The organism is Acinetobacter sp. SWBY1 (genome assembly GCF_002946595.1).
GTDB lineage: Bacteria > Pseudomonadota > Gammaproteobacteria > Pseudomonadales > Moraxellaceae > Acinetobacter > Acinetobacter towneri.
Map to the genome: position 1 here is coordinate 436,159 of NZ_CP026616.1, position 16,448 is coordinate 452,606.

Annotated in this window: 21 protein-coding genes; 12 read left to right on the forward strand and 9 right to left on the reverse strand. The window is 39.3% G+C overall.

What is annotated here, in order from left to right:
- Positions 1-18: 18 nt before the first annotated feature.
- Entirely contained in the window at positions 19-891 is an 873-nt protein-coding gene (locus C3Y93_RS02140) for a DUF2797 domain-containing protein (protein WP_104851926.1), read from the reverse strand.
- A gap of 34 nt (positions 892-925) precedes the next feature.
- On the opposite strand from C3Y93_RS02140, the gene C3Y93_RS02145 reads away from it, so the two are divergent.
- Both C3Y93_RS02145 and C3Y93_RS02150 read left to right on the forward strand, forming a co-directional pair.
- The gene (locus C3Y93_RS02145) at positions 926-1,420 is read left to right on the forward strand and encodes a DUF6231 family protein (protein WP_104851927.1); all 495 of its coding nucleotides are present in this window, start codon (positions 926-928) and stop codon (positions 1,418-1,420) included.
- Positions 1,421-1,561: 141 nt separating this feature from the next.
- A complete protein-coding gene (locus tag C3Y93_RS02150) occupies positions 1,562-2,164 on the forward strand; it encodes a YidB family protein (protein ID WP_104851928.1) in 603 nt (200 codons plus the stop codon).
- Between the two features lie 62 nt (positions 2,165-2,226).
- On the opposite strand, the gene C3Y93_RS02155 is transcribed toward C3Y93_RS02150, so the two are convergent.
- The 5 genes from C3Y93_RS02155 to C3Y93_RS02175 all read right to left on the reverse strand — a co-directional run bounded on the left by C3Y93_RS02155 (position 2,227) and on the right by C3Y93_RS02175 (position 6,459).
- Complete coding sequence (locus C3Y93_RS02155) at positions 2,227-3,300, reverse strand: porin (RefSeq protein WP_104851929.1); 1,074 nt, start codon at positions 3,298-3,300, stop codon at positions 2,227-2,229.
- Positions 3,301-3,671: 371 nt separating this feature from the next.
- On the reverse strand, positions 3,672-4,085 hold the full coding sequence (locus tag C3Y93_RS02160) for an HIT family protein (protein WP_096901443.1): 414 nt from the start codon (positions 4,083-4,085) through the stop codon (positions 3,672-3,674).
- A 38-nt stretch (positions 4,086-4,123) separates the two neighbouring features.
- Positions 4,124-4,393 (reverse strand): YARHG domain-containing protein, encoded by a 270-nt coding sequence (locus C3Y93_RS02165; RefSeq protein ID WP_004976631.1) that lies wholly within the window; start codon positions 4,391-4,393, stop codon positions 4,124-4,126.
- Between the two features lie 85 nt (positions 4,394-4,478).
- Positions 4,479-5,351, reverse strand: a complete 873-nt coding sequence (locus C3Y93_RS02170; protein WP_096901444.1) for an NAD(P)-dependent oxidoreductase — start codon at positions 5,349-5,351, stop codon at positions 4,479-4,481.
- Positions 5,352-5,364: 13 nt separating this feature from the next.
- A complete protein-coding gene (locus C3Y93_RS02175; protein WP_104851930.1) occupies positions 5,365-6,459 on the reverse strand; it encodes an alpha/beta fold hydrolase in 1,095 nt (364 codons plus the stop codon).
- 151 nt (positions 6,460-6,610) lie between these two features.
- On the opposite strand from C3Y93_RS02175, the gene C3Y93_RS02180 reads away from it, so the two are divergent.
- From C3Y93_RS02180 to trpB, 9 genes are all read left to right on the forward strand, one after another.
- Positions 6,611-7,798, forward strand: a complete 1,188-nt coding sequence (locus C3Y93_RS02180; RefSeq protein WP_104851931.1) for an O-succinylhomoserine sulfhydrylase — start codon at positions 6,611-6,613, stop codon at positions 7,796-7,798.
- A 31-nt stretch (positions 7,799-7,829) separates the two neighbouring features.
- Complete coding sequence (locus C3Y93_RS02185; protein WP_004976621.1) at positions 7,830-8,159, forward strand: YbaB/EbfC family nucleoid-associated protein; 330 nt, start codon at positions 7,830-7,832, stop codon at positions 8,157-8,159.
- A 10-nt stretch (positions 8,160-8,169) separates the two neighbouring features.
- Complete coding sequence (gene recR, locus C3Y93_RS02190; protein WP_004976618.1) at positions 8,170-8,766, forward strand: recombination mediator RecR; 597 nt, start codon at positions 8,170-8,172, stop codon at positions 8,764-8,766.
- A 273-nt stretch (positions 8,767-9,039) separates the two neighbouring features.
- Positions 9,040-10,182 carry a ribonuclease D gene (locus C3Y93_RS02195; protein WP_104851932.1) on the forward strand — a complete coding sequence of 381 codons (1,143 nt, stop codon included), beginning with the start codon at positions 9,040-9,042 and terminating at the stop codon, positions 10,180-10,182.
- A 169-nt stretch (positions 10,183-10,351) separates the two neighbouring features.
- Positions 10,352-10,660, forward strand: a complete 309-nt coding sequence (locus C3Y93_RS02200; protein ID WP_004976615.1) for a YcgL domain-containing protein — start codon at positions 10,352-10,354, stop codon at positions 10,658-10,660.
- A gap of 21 nt (positions 10,661-10,681) precedes the next feature.
- Positions 10,682-11,065, forward strand: coding sequence for a hypothetical protein (locus C3Y93_RS02205; RefSeq protein ID WP_096901448.1), 384 nt, complete (start codon positions 10,682-10,684; stop codon positions 11,063-11,065).
- 22 nt (positions 11,066-11,087) lie between these two features.
- Positions 11,088-11,939: an AAA family ATPase gene (locus tag C3Y93_RS02210; protein ID WP_104851933.1), complete on the forward strand. Its 852-nt coding sequence runs from the start codon at positions 11,088-11,090 to the stop codon at positions 11,937-11,939.
- 14 nt (positions 11,940-11,953) lie between these two features.
- Positions 11,954-13,141: a vWA domain-containing protein gene (locus C3Y93_RS02215; protein WP_104851934.1), complete on the forward strand. Its 1,188-nt coding sequence runs from the start codon at positions 11,954-11,956 to the stop codon at positions 13,139-13,141.
- Between the two features lie 104 nt (positions 13,142-13,245).
- The gene (trpB, locus tag C3Y93_RS02220) at positions 13,246-14,454 is read left to right on the forward strand and encodes a tryptophan synthase subunit beta (RefSeq protein WP_104851935.1); all 1,209 of its coding nucleotides are present in this window, start codon (positions 13,246-13,248) and stop codon (positions 14,452-14,454) included.
- Between the two features lie 92 nt (positions 14,455-14,546).
- Here trpB and C3Y93_RS02225 read toward each other — a convergent pair whose 3' ends face one another.
- The 3 genes from C3Y93_RS02225 to C3Y93_RS02235 all read right to left on the reverse strand — a co-directional run bounded on the left by C3Y93_RS02225 (position 14,547) and on the right by C3Y93_RS02235 (position 15,860).
- Entirely contained in the window at positions 14,547-14,981 is a 435-nt protein-coding gene (locus C3Y93_RS02225) for a CBS domain-containing protein (protein WP_096901450.1), read from the reverse strand.
- 119 nt (positions 14,982-15,100) lie between these two features.
- Positions 15,101-15,475, reverse strand: a complete 375-nt coding sequence (locus C3Y93_RS02230) for a DUF2750 domain-containing protein (protein ID WP_004976601.1) — start codon at positions 15,473-15,475, stop codon at positions 15,101-15,103.
- A 151-nt stretch (positions 15,476-15,626) separates the two neighbouring features.
- Positions 15,627-15,860, reverse strand: coding sequence for a hypothetical protein (locus C3Y93_RS02235; protein ID WP_004976599.1), 234 nt, complete (start codon positions 15,858-15,860; stop codon positions 15,627-15,629).
- A 219-nt stretch (positions 15,861-16,079) separates the two neighbouring features.
- On the opposite strand from C3Y93_RS02235, the gene C3Y93_RS02240 reads away from it, so the two are divergent.
- The gene (locus tag C3Y93_RS02240) at positions 16,080-16,439 is read left to right on the forward strand and encodes a hypothetical protein (protein ID WP_004976597.1); all 360 of its coding nucleotides are present in this window, start codon (positions 16,080-16,082) and stop codon (positions 16,437-16,439) included.
- Positions 16,440-16,448: the final 9 nt, after the last annotated feature.

Here is a 16,448-nt window from a genome sequence, read left to right on the forward strand (position 1 = left end):
GGCAAGCATCTGAAAGACTTATTCAGCGCGAATTTTTAGCTCATAACCTGTGTATTTACGAATGTTGATGACACCTGTATCCAAGATTAAATATTGCCCTTTAATTCCTTGCAGTTTGCCGCGAATAATTGGGGTTTTATCTAAGTTATGCGATTTAATTTTCTCAGGATACTGTTCTACAGGATAAACAAATTCACGCGGAAGTTCCTGATCTAAAAGCTCTACCGTTTCGTTGAATTCAAGGTTTTGACTAAACTCATCACGAATGGTCTGAATTTTAGGTGCAAACTCTTCAATCAGTTGTTCACGCACTTCAACTAGGTTTAAAGGCTCTGCTTCGCCTTTGAGTAGTTTGCGCCAGTCGGTTTTATCTGCGACCTGTGTACCAAACATAACTTCCAATTGCCCAGATAAACGGCGTGAGCCGACTTTCATAATTGGCAAGGCTTGAGTTGCGCCCTGATCTAGCCAACGTGTTGGCATTTGACCTAAACGGGTGATTCCCACTTTTAAAGCACTTGAATTGGCTAAATATACGATGTGCGGTTGAAAGCAGACTTCTTGAGCAAAACTATCTTCACGACAGGTACCTAAATGATAGTGACAGGTCTCAGGCTTCATGATGCACATATCACAAGATGCTTTGGTTTTAAAACACTTAAAGCAATGTCCTTGCGAATAGGATTTTGGGGTTTTTACGCCACAAGAAACACAATAAATATTGCCAGTCCATTCCAGTTCGAGTTCTTGCCCAAGCTTAAAAGGCAGGTCAATTTCTGAACGGTCTAGAATAAATTTATATTCAACATTTGCCTTGTGTACCTGTTCATCAGTTACACTATGGTCCTTAAGACCTGCGTGCATTTTATGGCAAATGCCTTGTAGTTCCATAAGAATACTCTCTCAAAAATGAAGGAATGCAGTGATGGCTGAAATGCGTTTAATTCAAGCATTAATTGATGATTTATCTCAACAACAGCCAATTTCGACTGCATTGTGTATAGGGCAAAATATTGAAGCAAGCCCGAAGCATAACAATCAAGCGGCTGATGAGCAGCCAACTATCCAATGGCAGTATTTTAGCGCATTGGCATTTTTAAATCAGCCTTTTACCCAACGTTTTGATTTGGCAGTTATATTTTTGGATGCTTCAGATTTCGCCTCGCAGACGCCGCAACACACCTCGCAAATTTTGGTGAAGCTACGTGACTTATTTGCAAAGCGTATTGTGGTGGTTGCTACTCGTCAAGATGAGCAATTGCTTAGAGCGCTTGGTTTTACGCAATTGATTGAACATCGCTTTGAGCAGCATCATTTATGCTTATGGCAATTTAATATTTTGACTTATAAGCACGTGCCTGATTGGTTTAACTCTAAGTTTTGGGCAAATCCTGAAAATTGGGATAAATTCCGTTGGTAAGTGCTGGATTAAACTAACAAAAAACCTAATAATGTTAAATGTTTAACATAAATTTAGGATATTGCAAAATTTAACAATTTCAAGCGCGAAATTCAGTCAAAACTTCGTATGCTGTCATAAGGGCATATTGAGGAACATAAAATGACTAATTTAAGCAATATTGTTGAAATTTTAGCAAAGCAGGCATTGGGCGCGAAACAGCAATCTAATCAATCTCAAGGTGGATTGGGCGGTATTTTAGGCTCAGTTTTGGGGCAACTTGGTGCTAATAACCAACAATCTGCACAAGGGGGCTTGGGTGGTATTTTGGGTTCAGTACTTGGTCAGTTAGGTGGGCAACAACAGCGTTCTGCTACAGGTGCTTCAGGTGCACAAAGTTTATTGATTGCAGTCTTGCCTTTGGTATTGGCATGGATTCAAAAACAGGGTGGATTGCAAGGTGCTTTGGATAAACTCAAAGGACAGGGCTTAACCAGTCAGGTGGCTGATTGGGTGTCTACAGACCCAGGTGAAAATGCACATGTAGGTGCTGAACAAGTACAAAGTTTATTTGATGATGCCGATGTAGAGCAGGTTGCACAGCAAACTCAGGCGCCAAAGCAAGATATTTATAATGCGATTTCTGCAGTATTGCCGCAAATTATTGATTCATTGACACCACAAGGTGAGCAAACGAGTAAGCAAGAAGCCAATGACGATATTCAGCAAGTAATGAATTTAGTGTCTGGGTTTTTAAAGCGTTAAATTTAAGAAAAAATAAAAGGGCATAAGCCCTTTTATTTGTAGAATTCACTTTAATCTTAAGATTAGAAGTTATATTCCATACCTAAACCAAATACTGTTTTGTTATCTTCTTCAAGATCTACACCAGTAATATCAAGTTTTTGTTGTGCAAGAACACCGTAGAAACGAGTTTGTTTATTGAGGTTGTAGTCAACACCGATACCATATTGGTCAATGGTGATATCACCATCAAATGCGTCAGCTGTAGTTTCAGCAGTTTGGTATTGAGCTTTAACAACCCATGGTGTGTTCCCAACTTTATATGTTGAGCTAAGTAACCAAGCTTTTTCTTCTAAACCTTCAAGACCTACAATTTTGTCAGTTGGTTCTGCTTGTTGGTAAAGAGCACCAAGTACTAAACCGTTTACACCTACTTTGCTAAAATCGTAAGAACCAGTCACACGTACAGCATCTGAATATAGTTTTTTATCTACTCCAGCGTATTTACCTTCAACGCCAAAGTTACCTGCTAGTGCAAGAGCGATACCAACATCTTTATTATCATAAGTCAAAGAAGTAGAGATAGAATCACCAAAACCATCGCGTTTTCCTTTTTGACCAGATGTGGCATAGTCTTTAGTTGCATCTTCACCTTGTTGCGCTAGGATATTAAATTGTAAGCCACCTAGCATTTTTTTGTCTGTTTCAAACCCTATAGAGTTTTTAAGACGATCTTCACCATACATCATGTTTGTGATATCAAGGGTGTGATCATTAAAGATATCTTGGTATTTTCCAGCAGCATTTTTGAAATAAGAATCAAAAATACCAGCTTTTAAAGTACCTACATTTTCAAACTTTAAACCACCAAAAAGATTACGTTTTTTGAAAGTTTGAGCATCATTTTCATCACCATCAGCACTGATTTCCCATTCAGCCACATAAACTGCTGATACATTTTCAGTTAATTTTTCTTCGCCTTTAACCCCAATACGAGAAGCGTTAGAATTTAATTCAGTGACATCTTGATCTTTTTCAAAATCATCATTTTGAATTTGGTCAACCGATAGATTGATCTTACCATACAAAGTTGGTGCTGCTTGTGCTGCGCTTACACCCATTGCTGCAACAGTAGCTGCTAGAAGCAATTTTTTCATCAAGATTTCTCCAAAACACTTTTAAAAATGGCATTCGCCTTGCTTTCTTATTTAGTTAGCTTGTGTACAAAAAGTTACACAAGCTCACCAACTTGCTAAGCAGTATCTGTAAACTTTGTGACATTGAAGTGAAGAAAAAATTACAATTTGATGACGGGTAATAAAATGTAATAAATAGACTTCTTGCGTTAGTGACATTTTAATCACCCGAAAGCTATATTTTATGAGCTTTTAGCCAATTCAAAAATTAGATAAAACTATACTTTCGCAAGAGATCTAATAATTGTGATTTATTTTTAAGTATTTGAATTGTATTTAAATAAAAAATGGAGCAGTTGCTCCATTCATTTTGTATGACATTTTTGAAATTTTTAAAGCGCTGCTTTAATTTTTTCTGCTTGGGCTTTAATTTTTTCTTGATCGCCCATTTGTGCAGCATGTTTCCCAAGTTGATGAACCGAGGTTGGAATTAAGTGAAAATGCACGTGAGGGACAGTTTGACCTGCACTAGTACCTGACAATTGCATTAACACGATACCATCTACACCCAAAGCTTGCTCCATTGCTTTCGCAATTTTTTGCACAATTTGAATAGTATAGGCTGCTGCATCTGCGGGTAAATCCAATAAAGTCACTGCAGGCGTTTTAGGAATCACAAGAGTGTGACCATCGGCTTGCGGCATGATGTCCATAAATGCAAGCACTTGGTCATCTTCATACACTTTAATTGCAGGAAGTTCGCCACGTAGAATTCTTGCAAAAATATTTTGATCATCGTAAGCCATTATGATTCCTTAAATTCAGCTTTGATATTTCAGAACGGTTATTTACAGTTCAGTTCTTTTTGACGTTCTTTGATTGCGTCAAGACGTTGTTGTTCTTTTTCAGAAAACTTAGGTTTGGTTGTATAGCAGTTGTCATTACCAAAACGTGCTTTAGCTTCTGGGTCTTTGAAGCAGAACCCTTTAGATGCATAAATAACATCGTGGTCATTTTTCAGTTTCTGACATTCTTGTTCAGATGCAAAAGTAGTTGAACTTGCCCCAATTAAAGTTGCAAGGCTTGCAAATACGGCAATGCTAAACTTGTTCATAAGAGTTTCCTCTATTTAATGATGGTGTGACTAGCCACTTAATACACATTATTGGGTTTATGGCTGTATATTCAATGGCGAGTTCTTACTCTAGGGTAATATTACTCCATAATTCATACATTTTCACAGCAGTGGAAAAATCACTGTCTTTTTCTGCGGTTAAATTCGCTGCTTGAATCAGGCTTTGGGTTAAAGCCAATACAGGTGCAGGCAAAGCTGCTTCATGGACTAAATCTAATGCGATACCTGTGTCTTTAGCCAGTAAAGGGAGTGCAAAAGTATTTGGAAAAGCGCGATTCAGTACTCGCTGCGGCAAAATCATTTCCGTTACTGCGCTTTTACCACTTGAAGCATTTATGCATTGCAAGGCCTGATTTAAGTTTACGCCATGTGCTTTTAAGGTGGTAAAACCTTCAGCTGCAGCACACAAACTCACTGCCATTAACATATTATTCACCGCTTTTACGGCAAAGCCGGCACCAGGTTCACCCACATGCTGAATCACTTTACCAAAAGCCTGAATTGCAGGTAGGGCTTTTTCAAAAGCAGCAGCTTTACCGCCAATCATGACTGTTAATGTGGCATTTTCTGCACCAATGGTTTGTCCGCTTACAGGTGCATCTAAAAAGTCGATCTGTTGTGCTTCAAGTTGTTGTACCAATTTTTTAGCACTTTCGGGTACGCCACTGGTGCAATCGACCCAGACTGAACCTGCTTTAAGTTGAACTTGTGCAATCAGGTTTTCAACTTCGGTACTGGTGGGCAAGCAAGAAAAAATAATATCTGCTTGCACCGCTTGAGCCAATTCAACCGCTTGTGTGCCATATTCAGCAGCATGTTGCTCGGCTTTGGCAAAGTTACGATTCCAGACATAGACCGTATCAAAATGTTTAGGTAAATGGGCTGCCATGCGGTAGCCCATTGCGCCTAAGCCAATAAATGCAACAGATTGAATCATGTTTTTGCTCTCTTTATGCAATTTTGCTAGATCGTTGTTCTAACCAAGTGGTCAGTCTAGGCCAGAATTCATTGGCACTTTTTTGACTGGACATTAAACCCAAATGTCCACCTGGAATAAGAGTAAACGTGACATCGGTACTACTTGTCAATTCACATAAAGGTTGAGCAGCTTCAGCAGTGACAATTTGATCGCTATCACCCGCACCGACCAAAAGTGAACAATGAATATTTTTAAGGTCTATCTGATGTTGTTTGAGTTGAATATGACCTTGTTTGAGTGGGTTTTGCAGCCATACATTCAATACCATGTCCTGATTAATCCCACCCGGATAATCAATCATATTATTTAAAAAATTGGCTAAAGTTGCGTTTTCATGCAAGGTTTGTAAGTCGTGCAGATTCGACAGCATCTGTTTATTGCTTTCCAGCCATGCTCTAGGGTCTAAAATCTTAAAACCAATCGCATTGATTAAACCCGGTGTATGAATTAAATGCTTTGGAATTTTTCCTGAATAAAAGGCATGTTGCAATTTGGGATATTTAGAAATCAGTTGATTGGTCAGTTGAAAGAGTTTACCAACCCGCCCCGAAGCATAGCTATCTACAGGGCTACCCAAAACCATCAAGTTTTTAATATGAGTTGTTTGTTGGTCGGCGGTATAAAGCATGGCAAAAATACCCGCCATACTCCAACCATGTAGTGAAATTTGTTCGACTTTGGCGTGTTGTAAAATGAGTTGAATACAATTAGGGATTGCATCCTGAATAAAAGCCATAAAATTTAAATGACAATGTTGATAGGTCAATTGTCCCCAATCAACCAAATACACATCAAAACCGCTATGCTGAAAATGTTTCACTAAAGAGCGATAAGGATATAAGTCATAAATCGACATGGTAATTGCTAAAGGCGCAACAAAAACCAGCGGCTCTTTATATTGCTTATCTGGCGAAGCGTAATAGCGAATCTGCGCATACTTATAACGTGCCACGATGTCGTATGGCGTGGTCTGAGATAAGATTAAATCACGGCTTTTAAATAAGCGAGTGCTGAGGTTTTTAAGCTTTTTTCGGAGCGGATTAAATTTTCTTTGTAACTGATTCATGAGGTGTTCCATCACACGTGGCGCCGATTTGAATGAAGTCTAAGCGATATTTATACATTTTACCTTGACCTTAAATGCGCTTGGCGCTCAAAATGTTGGCAATTATTTAACAAACAGGTCTTAGGACTAAGTTTAGGGCTGAGCAGTAAAGATGAGTCAACACGACGACATTGAATATCAATTAGATACTTTGGCAATTCGTACCGGACACAACCGTACAATTGAAGGCGAACACAGTGAGCCAATTTTCCTGACTTCATCATTTGTTTGTGAAAATGCTGCCGATGCAGCTGCAAAATTCTCAGGTGAAATTGAAGGCAATACCTATTCACGTTATACCAATCCAACTGTACAGGCTTTTGAAAAACGCTTGGCAGTATTAGATGGTGCAGAACGTGCGGTTGCGACAAGTTCGGGTATGGCGGCCGTTCATGCGATCACTTTGGCTTATCTTAAAGCGGGTGATCATGTAGTCTGTTCACGTGCTGTATTTGGCTCGATCATTTCACTATTTGAAAAATACGTGATGAAGTTTGGTGTCGATGTCACTTTTGTTGATTTAGAAGATTTAGACAGCTGGAAACAAGCCATTCGTCCAAACACACGTCTTTTATTTATTGAAACGCCATCGAATCCATTGGCACAAGTAGGCGATTTACAAGCCATTGCCGATATTGCACATGCAAATAATGCTTTATTTGCAGTTGATAACACCTTCTGTACCCCAGTTTTACAACAACCAATTAAATTTGGTGCTGACCTAATTATCTACTCATCGACCAAATATATTGATGGGCAGGGACGTGCTTTAGGCGGCGCTGTGGTGGGCAAAGATAAACTGGTTGAAGAAATCAACGGTGTGATTCGTACTTTGGGTAACTCATTAAGTCCATTTAACGCATGGATTTTCTTAAAAGGTTTAGAAACTTTAAGCCTGCGGATGAAAGCACATTGCGCTAGCGCACAAAAACTTGCAGAGTGGCTAGATGCACATCCAAAAGTGGAAAAAGTGTATTATGCGGGACTGCCACATCACGTAGGGCATGAACTCGCGAAAAAACAACAGTCTGGTTTTGGTGGTGTTGTATCGTTTGTAGTGAAAGGTGAGCGTGAAGGCGCTTGGACCGTAATTGATAATACACGTTTCTTGTCGATTACTAGTAACTTGGGTGATGTAAAGTCGACGATTACCCATCCTGCAACAACATCGCATGGCCGAATGAGTCCAGAAGCCAAACAAGCAGCAGGCATCAGCGAAGGTTTAATTCGTGTTTCTGTTGGCTTGGAAGATATTGATGATATTATTCGCGACATCGAGCGCGGTTTAGACCTCATTTAAAACTAAATAGATCATTTGTTCGGAGATTTTTATGAACATTAATATGTTGATGCAGCAAGCACAGCGCATGCAAAAAGAAGTGGAAAACAACATTAAAAAAGCCAAAGAAGAACTTGCGCAAACTGAAGTGCATGCAGAAGCAGGTGGTGGTTTAGTGAAAGTGACTATGACCTGCCGTAATGTGGTCAAACGCATTGAAATCAACCCTGAATTATTGCAAGACGATGCAGACATGATTGAAGATTTGATTGCCGCTGCAATGAATGATGCTGCCCGTCAAGCCGAAGCAATTTCTGAAGAAAAAATGAAGTCTGCAAACTCAGGCATGGGCTTGCCACCAGGCTTGGCTGGTTTATTCTAAGGAACGGCGTATGTTTAGTGATCGTTTTGATCAACTGGTACAAGCGCTACGCATTTTGCCAAGTGTTGGGCCAAAATCGGCTCAACGCATGGCATTGCACCTGATTATGAAAAATAGAGAAGGTGCAGTCGGTTTGGCTCATGCTTTGAACGAAGCTACTAGCTATATTCATGAATGTTCAATTTGTCACTCATTAACGGAAGATGAAGTCTGCAATATTTGCGCCTCACATGATCGTGATGCACACTTACTTTGCGTGGTGGAATCTCCGGCCGATGTCATGGCGATTGAGCAAAGCGGCAGTTTTCGTGGCAAATACCATGTTTTAGGTGGACACTTATCACCTTTAGATGGCATTGGGCCTGACGAAATTGGTATTCCATATCTGGTTCAGCGTTTAAGTGATGGCAACATTACCGAAGTCATTTTGGCGACCAATGCAACCGTAGAAGGTCAGGCGACAGCGCACTATTTGGCAGAAGCGACCAAACATTTGCCTGTGCAGATGACCCGTATTGCGCAAGGTGTGCCGCAAGGTGGCGAACTTGAATATGTCGATAGCCATACTTTAAGTCAGGCGGTGCATAATCGGATGCGAATGAAATAAGCATTTAGGTGCTTATTTCATGTGGATGTTTATTTCGCATGTGTGGCTATTTTATATGAATAATCAATTGATAAATCATCCATGAAAAGGACTACTTGCCTTTAAAGCCAATAAAAAATCAAATTAAGATAAAAAAACGATAAAAAATTTAAATTTTCACTGTATCGATTTAGAAATAAGATAAAAATTGAAAATACTGGGCATATTTTTATAGCTAAATGCTATTTAATGTTTAAAATGAACCCCTAGAGAATCCTGTTTTACCTGCTCGCTATGTTCCAATTTATTCATCAACAAAAAGACTTTGAAAATGTCTTGGCATTAATGAGCCAAAACAGCATTTATGGTTTAGACACCGAATTTATTAAGGTTGATACTTTATGGCCAAAATTGGGTGTATTCCAAATTAATGTTAATGATCAGGTCTATTTGTTAGATGGCACTTCTTTAAATTTAAGTGCATTTTGGGAAAAACTGTTTCAAGCGCAGCAAAATATTTTTCATGCCTGCGGTGAAGATATTGATTTAATTTATCATTATGCACAGCAAAAAAACTTAGATAACGTGTTTGATACCCAAGTTGGCATGTCATTTTTAGGGCATGGTTTACAAGTCAGTTATCAAAACGCTTTAAAAACCATGCTCAATGTCGATATTGATAAAGGGCAAACTCGCTCAGACTGGCTTGCACGTCCGTTGTCCGATGAGCAGTTAAATTATGCTGCCAATGATGTGCTGTATCTAATGCAATTGGCAGATAAGGTACAAACCGATTTAAAACAAAATTATTTACTGGATTTTGCACAAGAAGATTGCTGCAATTTAACTCAGGAAATTGGTGAAGAAACACCTTTAGAGTTGTTGTATCAGGATGTGGGCAACTATCGTCATTCACGCCGTCAACTCATGCAATTGCAACAATTGGCCGTTTGGCGTGAGCAAATGGTAAAAGCCTTAAACCAACCACGTAGTTTTATTTTGCGTAATTCTACTATGCTGGACTTGGTCGAGAAAAATCCTAAAAATCAGTTCCAACTCAGTACTATTAAAGATTTACGTGCGCATATTGTGCGTGAACATGGCAAAACTATTTTAGATTTAATTAAATATTTGCCTGATCAATCACAATGGCCATTACGTATGGCGCGACCAATTCGTCATTCTTCAAAAGAAGTGGGCGAAAATGTAGAACAGGTGATTCAACGTGCCGTACAGGAAACTCAAATTCCAAAAGAAGTTTTGCTGCGTAAAAAATGGCTCAATGCGCTTTATCAGCATGTGGTATTTCATAACGATGAGCAAGATTTGCCTAACTATTTGTTAGGTTGGCGTTATGAATTACTCACCAAGCCTTTAATTGAAGTTTTACATGCCGACGAGCGTTATTTGTCTGGTCAGATGAAAGTTGCTGAATAAATCAAACCGATCCACATTTTAAATAAAGCCGTTTTTCACCTGAAAATGGATGAATTTTCACGCCATTCTTTGTTTGAGTGTAAACATAGACCAATGCGTTAATAATGGTTAATGTATCTCGGTTTTTTTTGTTGTATCCTTTGCCTGAGTTTTTAGAGTTTTGTTGTTTATGCACTGTTCAATTTATAAATCGAGCAAAAAAGATGAGATGTATTTATACATCGCCCGTCCTGAGCAAACTGAAGATCAAGCAGAAGCGTTTAACCCGCTAGAGGTTTTACCTGAGCCAATGCGAGTTGCATTTGGTCGTGCGACATTTGTAATGGATTTGCAACTGTCTGAAAGCCGTAAGTTGGCACGTGTGAATGTTTTGCATGTCATGGATTCTATTCAAACACGTGGCTTCTTTATTCAAGTACCGCCAGAAGGCTTAATTAACCCAAATGCCGTTGAGCCAGAAGGTTTACGTGGTGCTTAAGCTTTATTCAGGAGTTGAGAAATGAATAGTGTGATGACTGGATTGGATTCAATTCCTGAAACTGCAATTGCTGTTTCTGTTTATTTGTTGGGGAGTGCCATTATTTTATGGTGCTGGTACGAAATTGCCAAACGCTTGCCCAATCCGTTAGGTGGTATCACTTGGATTGTGCTGTTTGCAATTTTACTTACCCCAACAGTATCAGAAGGCAGCAATGCAGCACTTGCCCCAGCCATCTTTGGACTTCTTTTTGGTGTTTTAACCAAAGAAACCCCATTGGTTTGGTCTAATTTATCTGCCATTTTATTTGTGATCGGTCTTGGCTTATTGATCGGTTATTTCTGGTCAAGATACTGTCTTAAACAAACGACTTATAAAGCCAAGAAAAATACCTCACCACTGTAACTAAAACAATTAAGGTAAAATCATGTCTGTTGATGCGCAACAATTTTCGGGTACAGATCAGTACATTGCGACTGATAGTTTAAAACTTGCGGTGAAAGCCGCACGTGCTTTGCAAAAACCGCTTTTGGTGAAAGGTGAGCCAGGTACAGGTAAAACCTTATTGGCAGAGCAAGTTGCTAAAAGTTTGGGTTTAAAGTTGATTACATGGCACATTAAATCGACCACCAAAGCGCAGCAAGGTTTATATGAATATGATGCAGTGTCGCGTTTGCGTGACAGCCAGTTAGGCGATGACCGCGTCTATGATATTAAAAACTACATTAAGCCTGGAAAGTTGTGGGAAGCATTTACCAGCGAAGAACGCTGTGTGTTGTTGATTGATGAAATTGACAAGGCAGATATTGAGTTTCCAAACGACTTGTTGCATGAACTTGATAAAATGTCATTTTACGTTTATGAAACGGGCGAAACCATTACTGCAACACAACGTCCGATTGTAATCATCACCTCAAATAATGAAAAAGAACTCCCAGACGCTTTTTTACGTCGTTGTTTCTTCCATTATATTGATTTCCCAGATGAAGCTACGATGCGCGATATTATCGATGTGCATTTTCCAAATATTTCAGGCACTTTGGTATCCGAAGCTTTGCAAGTATTCTTTAAACTACGCCAAGTTCCGGGTCTTAAGAAGCCACCATCGACCTCTGAATTGATTGACTGGCTCAGCTTGCTCATGGCAGATGACATGCCAGAAGACATTTTGCGTAATAGCGATAAAAGCAAGGCCATTCCGCCTTTATACGGTGCATTAATCAAAAATGAACAAGATGTGCAATTGCTTGAGCGTTTAGCCTTTATGTCGCGCCGTTAAGGGAGGACAACGCCATGTTCGTGCGCTTGTTTTATACCTTGCGACGTTACGGTGTACCTGTCACCACACGTGAATTGATTGACTTAAATCAGGCGGTGGCATCGGGTCTGGTTTTTGCAGATCAAGATGAATTCTATCAACTTGTTAAAACCGTCATGGTCAAAGATGAGCGTTTTTTTGACAAGTTTGACCGTGCCATGAAAGATTATTTTGATGGCATTTCCACTTTTGATTTAGATGATTTACTGCAGCAAGTTCATCAATTGCCTAAAGACTGGTTCGACTTAGAACTATTAGAAAAACATCTCACGCCAGAACAACGCGAAGAGCTGAAAAAAGCAGGTTCTCTAGAAGAATTGATGAAAATGCTGGAAGAGCGTTTACACGAGCAGCATAAAAAGCATCAGGGTGGCAACCGTATGATTGGTACGGGCGGTACATCACCGTTTGGTGCTTTTGGTGATCATCCTGAAGGTGTACGCATTGGTGGGCCTGGACGTAAGCGTTCAGCTGTTAAAGTCTGGGAGCAGCGTCAGTATCGAAATTTAGACGATGAACAGATTTTAGGTACACGACAAATGCAATTGGCACTGCGTCGTTTGCGTAAATTTGCCCGTCAAGGTGCAGCTGAAGAATTGGATATTGATGGCACTATCCGAGAAACTGCCAAACAGGGCATTTTAGATGTGCAATTGGTGCCAGAACGTCGTAATCGCGTCAAAGTGTTGATGTTGTTTGATGTGGGTGGCTCGATGGATGCACACATCGCCCAATGTGAAAAACTGTTTAGTGCGGCCAAAACTGAGTTTAAAACCCTTGAATATTTTTATTTCCACAACTGTTTATACGACTATGTTTGGAAAGACAATTTACGCCGTAGCAGTACCCGTATGAATACGTGGGATTTATTTAATACCTATGGACGCGACTATCGGGTAATTGTGGTCGGTGATGCGAGTATGGCACCTTATGAGCTGAATTCGATTGGTGGTTCGGTAGAATATATGAATGATGAGGCAGGGCAAGTTTGGTTACAACGTCTGCGTCAGCATTTTGAAAAAACCGCATGGCTGAATCCTGAACAGGAAGGCTATTGGCATTACACACATACCATTGGTTTAATTCGACAAATTTTTGAAAATCATATGTATCCAATGACTTTAAAAGGCATTGAAGATATGACGAAATATTTGGCGCGATAAGCGCCATTTTTTCCATTAATTTTTTATCAATATCAGTTATTGCATGCATATTGATGAAATAGCAATACGATAAGCAACGTGAATTTCAATTTGAGGGGATCGAGATGGAACATCAAATTAATGGCATCGCATTACCGAATGAAGAAGGTTTTTTCGGACAATATGGCGGGCAGTTTATTCCACCGCATTTAAAAGAAGCCATGGATGAAATTAACCTTGCTTATGAAGAAATTCGTCATACAGCAGAATTTCAAAATGAATTAAAAGATTTATTTACAAATTATGTAGGGCGCCCGAGTCCTTTGTTTCATGCAAAGCGTTTATCTGAACAGTTGGGTGGTGCGCAAATTTATTTGAAACGTGAAGATTTAAATCATACAGGTGCACATAAAATCAATCACTGTTTAGGTGAAGCATTGCTAGCCAAATATATGGGTAAAACCAAAGTGATTGCAGAAACAGGTGCGGGACAGCATGGTGTCGCGTTGGCAACAGCATGTGCGCTTGTGGGCATTCCATGTGAAATTCACATGGGACAAGTTGATATTGAAAAAGAACATCCAAACGTCGTGAAAATGAAAATTTTAGGTGCTAACCTGATTTCAGTCACACGTGGTACAGCGACTTTAAAAGATGCTGTAGACAGTGCTTTTGAAGAATACTTAAAAGACCCGAAAAATTATATTTATGCAATTGGTTCGGTGGTTGGCCCACACCCATTTCCAAAAATGGTACGTGATTTCCAAGCAATTATTGGCGATGAAATTAAAATGCAAAGCCAAGAACGCTTTGGAGTAAATCCAGATTATATCGTGGCATGTGTGGGCGGTGGTTCAAACGCAGTGGGTGCATTTACCGCATTCTTAAATGACCCAGAAGTTAAGCTTGTGGGTGTAGAACCTGCAGGTCATGGTTTAGATACAGATCAACACTCTGCAACCCTAACTTTGGGTAAACCAGGCCAGCTTCACGGTATGGCGTGTTATGTACTTGAAGATGAACAAGGCGAGCCATTGCCAGTACATTCAATTGCTTCAGGTTTGGATTATCCGGGTGTGGGGCCGCAGCATAGCTTCTTAAAAGACATTGGTCGCGTGGAGTATTCAACGGCAACTGACCAAGAATGTTTAGATGCCTTTATGACGTTGTCACGTGTAGAGGGTATTGTACCTGCTTTGGAAAGCTCACATGCGGTGGCGTGGGCATTACGTGAAGCACCAAAAATGGCAAAAAACGTGAAAATTGTGGTTAATCTTTCAGGTCGTGGTGATAAAGATTCAGACTATGTAGCAGAAAAATTAGGTTTGAATTAATTCTACTGAATATGAAAAACCGCCTAAATGTGTAAGTTTAGGCGGTTTTTTTATCTTTACTTTATATTTGGCAGGTTTTACAAAACAGTGTCTTAGCTTGCAATATATTGTTGTAACTGCTCGATCAGTTTGCGCTGATCATCCATAGTCGCTTTCACCAAGTCACCAATCGACACTAAACCTACCAACTGCTCATCTTCAAGTACAGGTAAGTGACGTAAATGATGGTCAGTAATTAAGTTTAAGCATTCTTTCACACTGGTGTTTTTGGTCACGGTCAGTACTTTAGCAGTCATAATTTCACTAACCGTTGTGCTTTTAGAAGTTCGTTCCATCAAAATAACTTTACGGGTGTAATCACGCTCAGACAGAATACCAACCACATGATTGTTTTGATCGGTAACCACCAACGCACCAATGCCTTTTTCAGCCATTAAACTAATTGCTTCTAAAACCGTTGCTTCTGGGCGAATTGTGTAAATTTCGTGATGTGCTTTATCTTGTAAAACGTGAGTTACCTTGGTCATATTCTGTGTCCTGATTTGTTGTTTATTGTTTGACTTTTAAAGTAACGTGAATTGTAAAAATTGCAAATACTTTAGAGTCACGATTGTTGATTTTTACGTCAATTCTATTCAGTTTTTATTTAAGCAATATTTAACGCAGGTTCATTAAAAAAGAAATGCTTCATTTGTGAAGTGGTCAGTTTAATTTTTTGACTTGACGAACCAAACAAGGTTGGCGTGACATTTAAACGGGTGAGCGTTGGTAATAAAAAAGTCTCAAAATCCTGCGCGGAAATTTTACGAGGACTATATTGTGGCCAGTGTTTAGCAGCATATTTATGCGCTTGTACCGCATTTAACCAAAAAGGGAAAATATAATCATCGTGATCTGAACTCATTGCCCAACCTTGATGGAATAAACCCCAAAGTACACCGCAGTACATCATTGATTTTAATAGTGTAACTTTAAGCAGAAAATCCTTTGGTAAAGGGTGGAGTTGGTTAATCTGATTCATAATCAAGCAAGGTTGTAAAATTTGGCTATATTGTAAAAAGAATTGATGAATATACCGTTTAAGCTTTGCTTAAAATCGTAAACAAATATGTATTTATGGTTGGAGCATCTAAAAAAAGGGTCAAAAAAAACGCCACCTAAGTGACGTTTTATTATGCTTGCATGGTGGCCATGTTTTGCCAGTATTGCGCTTTCAATGAATCACGTTCTACGCGGAAACCTTGATAATACAGTTCTGCTAAGAACATTGCCGCTTTACCATGTCCTGCACGTGCAGCTTCTTCGAGTTGTTTTACCGCGTCTTGGAAGTTCATTTGTGAATGAATCGTGTTTACTGCATTTGCATAAACATGCTCTAAGTCATGGTGAGAGATCGTTTGAATCATATTAAACTCCTTATTGTAATTATGATTACTTATTTAAGCCTACCTTTTAGGCTTCATATCAATTTAACGCTTTATTGTTAAACTAATATTACAATTTGATTGAATTGTCAAACAATTATCGGGGTTAATGAGCATATTTCAAGTTTACATGATTAAACATTGAACAAGTTTAATTTTGATTAAACTAAAGCTCTAAGCATGATAAAAAAGGAGAACAACATGACAAGATCCGTAGACGGATGTGCTTTTGATGTACCTCCATTGACTTCTCAAATTATTGAGTTGGCACATCATCACCGTAAAAAACTAGATGAGGTAATTTTCCGTCGAGATGTTCATTTAGGTGAATACTGCTTGGCGCAACGTAAACGTGTGGCTGACTTTGCTAAAACTTTAGAGCGAAGCGATCGTATAGAGTTTTATCGTAATTATGATGGTGAATTACTCCGTATTGCCGATGAAGATGAACTGCATCCTGCCGAAGCAGAGGGCGGTGTCAGTGTATTTGCTATTTTCTTGGTGCTTGCAGTCATTGCATTGGTTTTATACTTTGCGGTAATTCGTGGCACAATTGGCTAAAGCTAAATC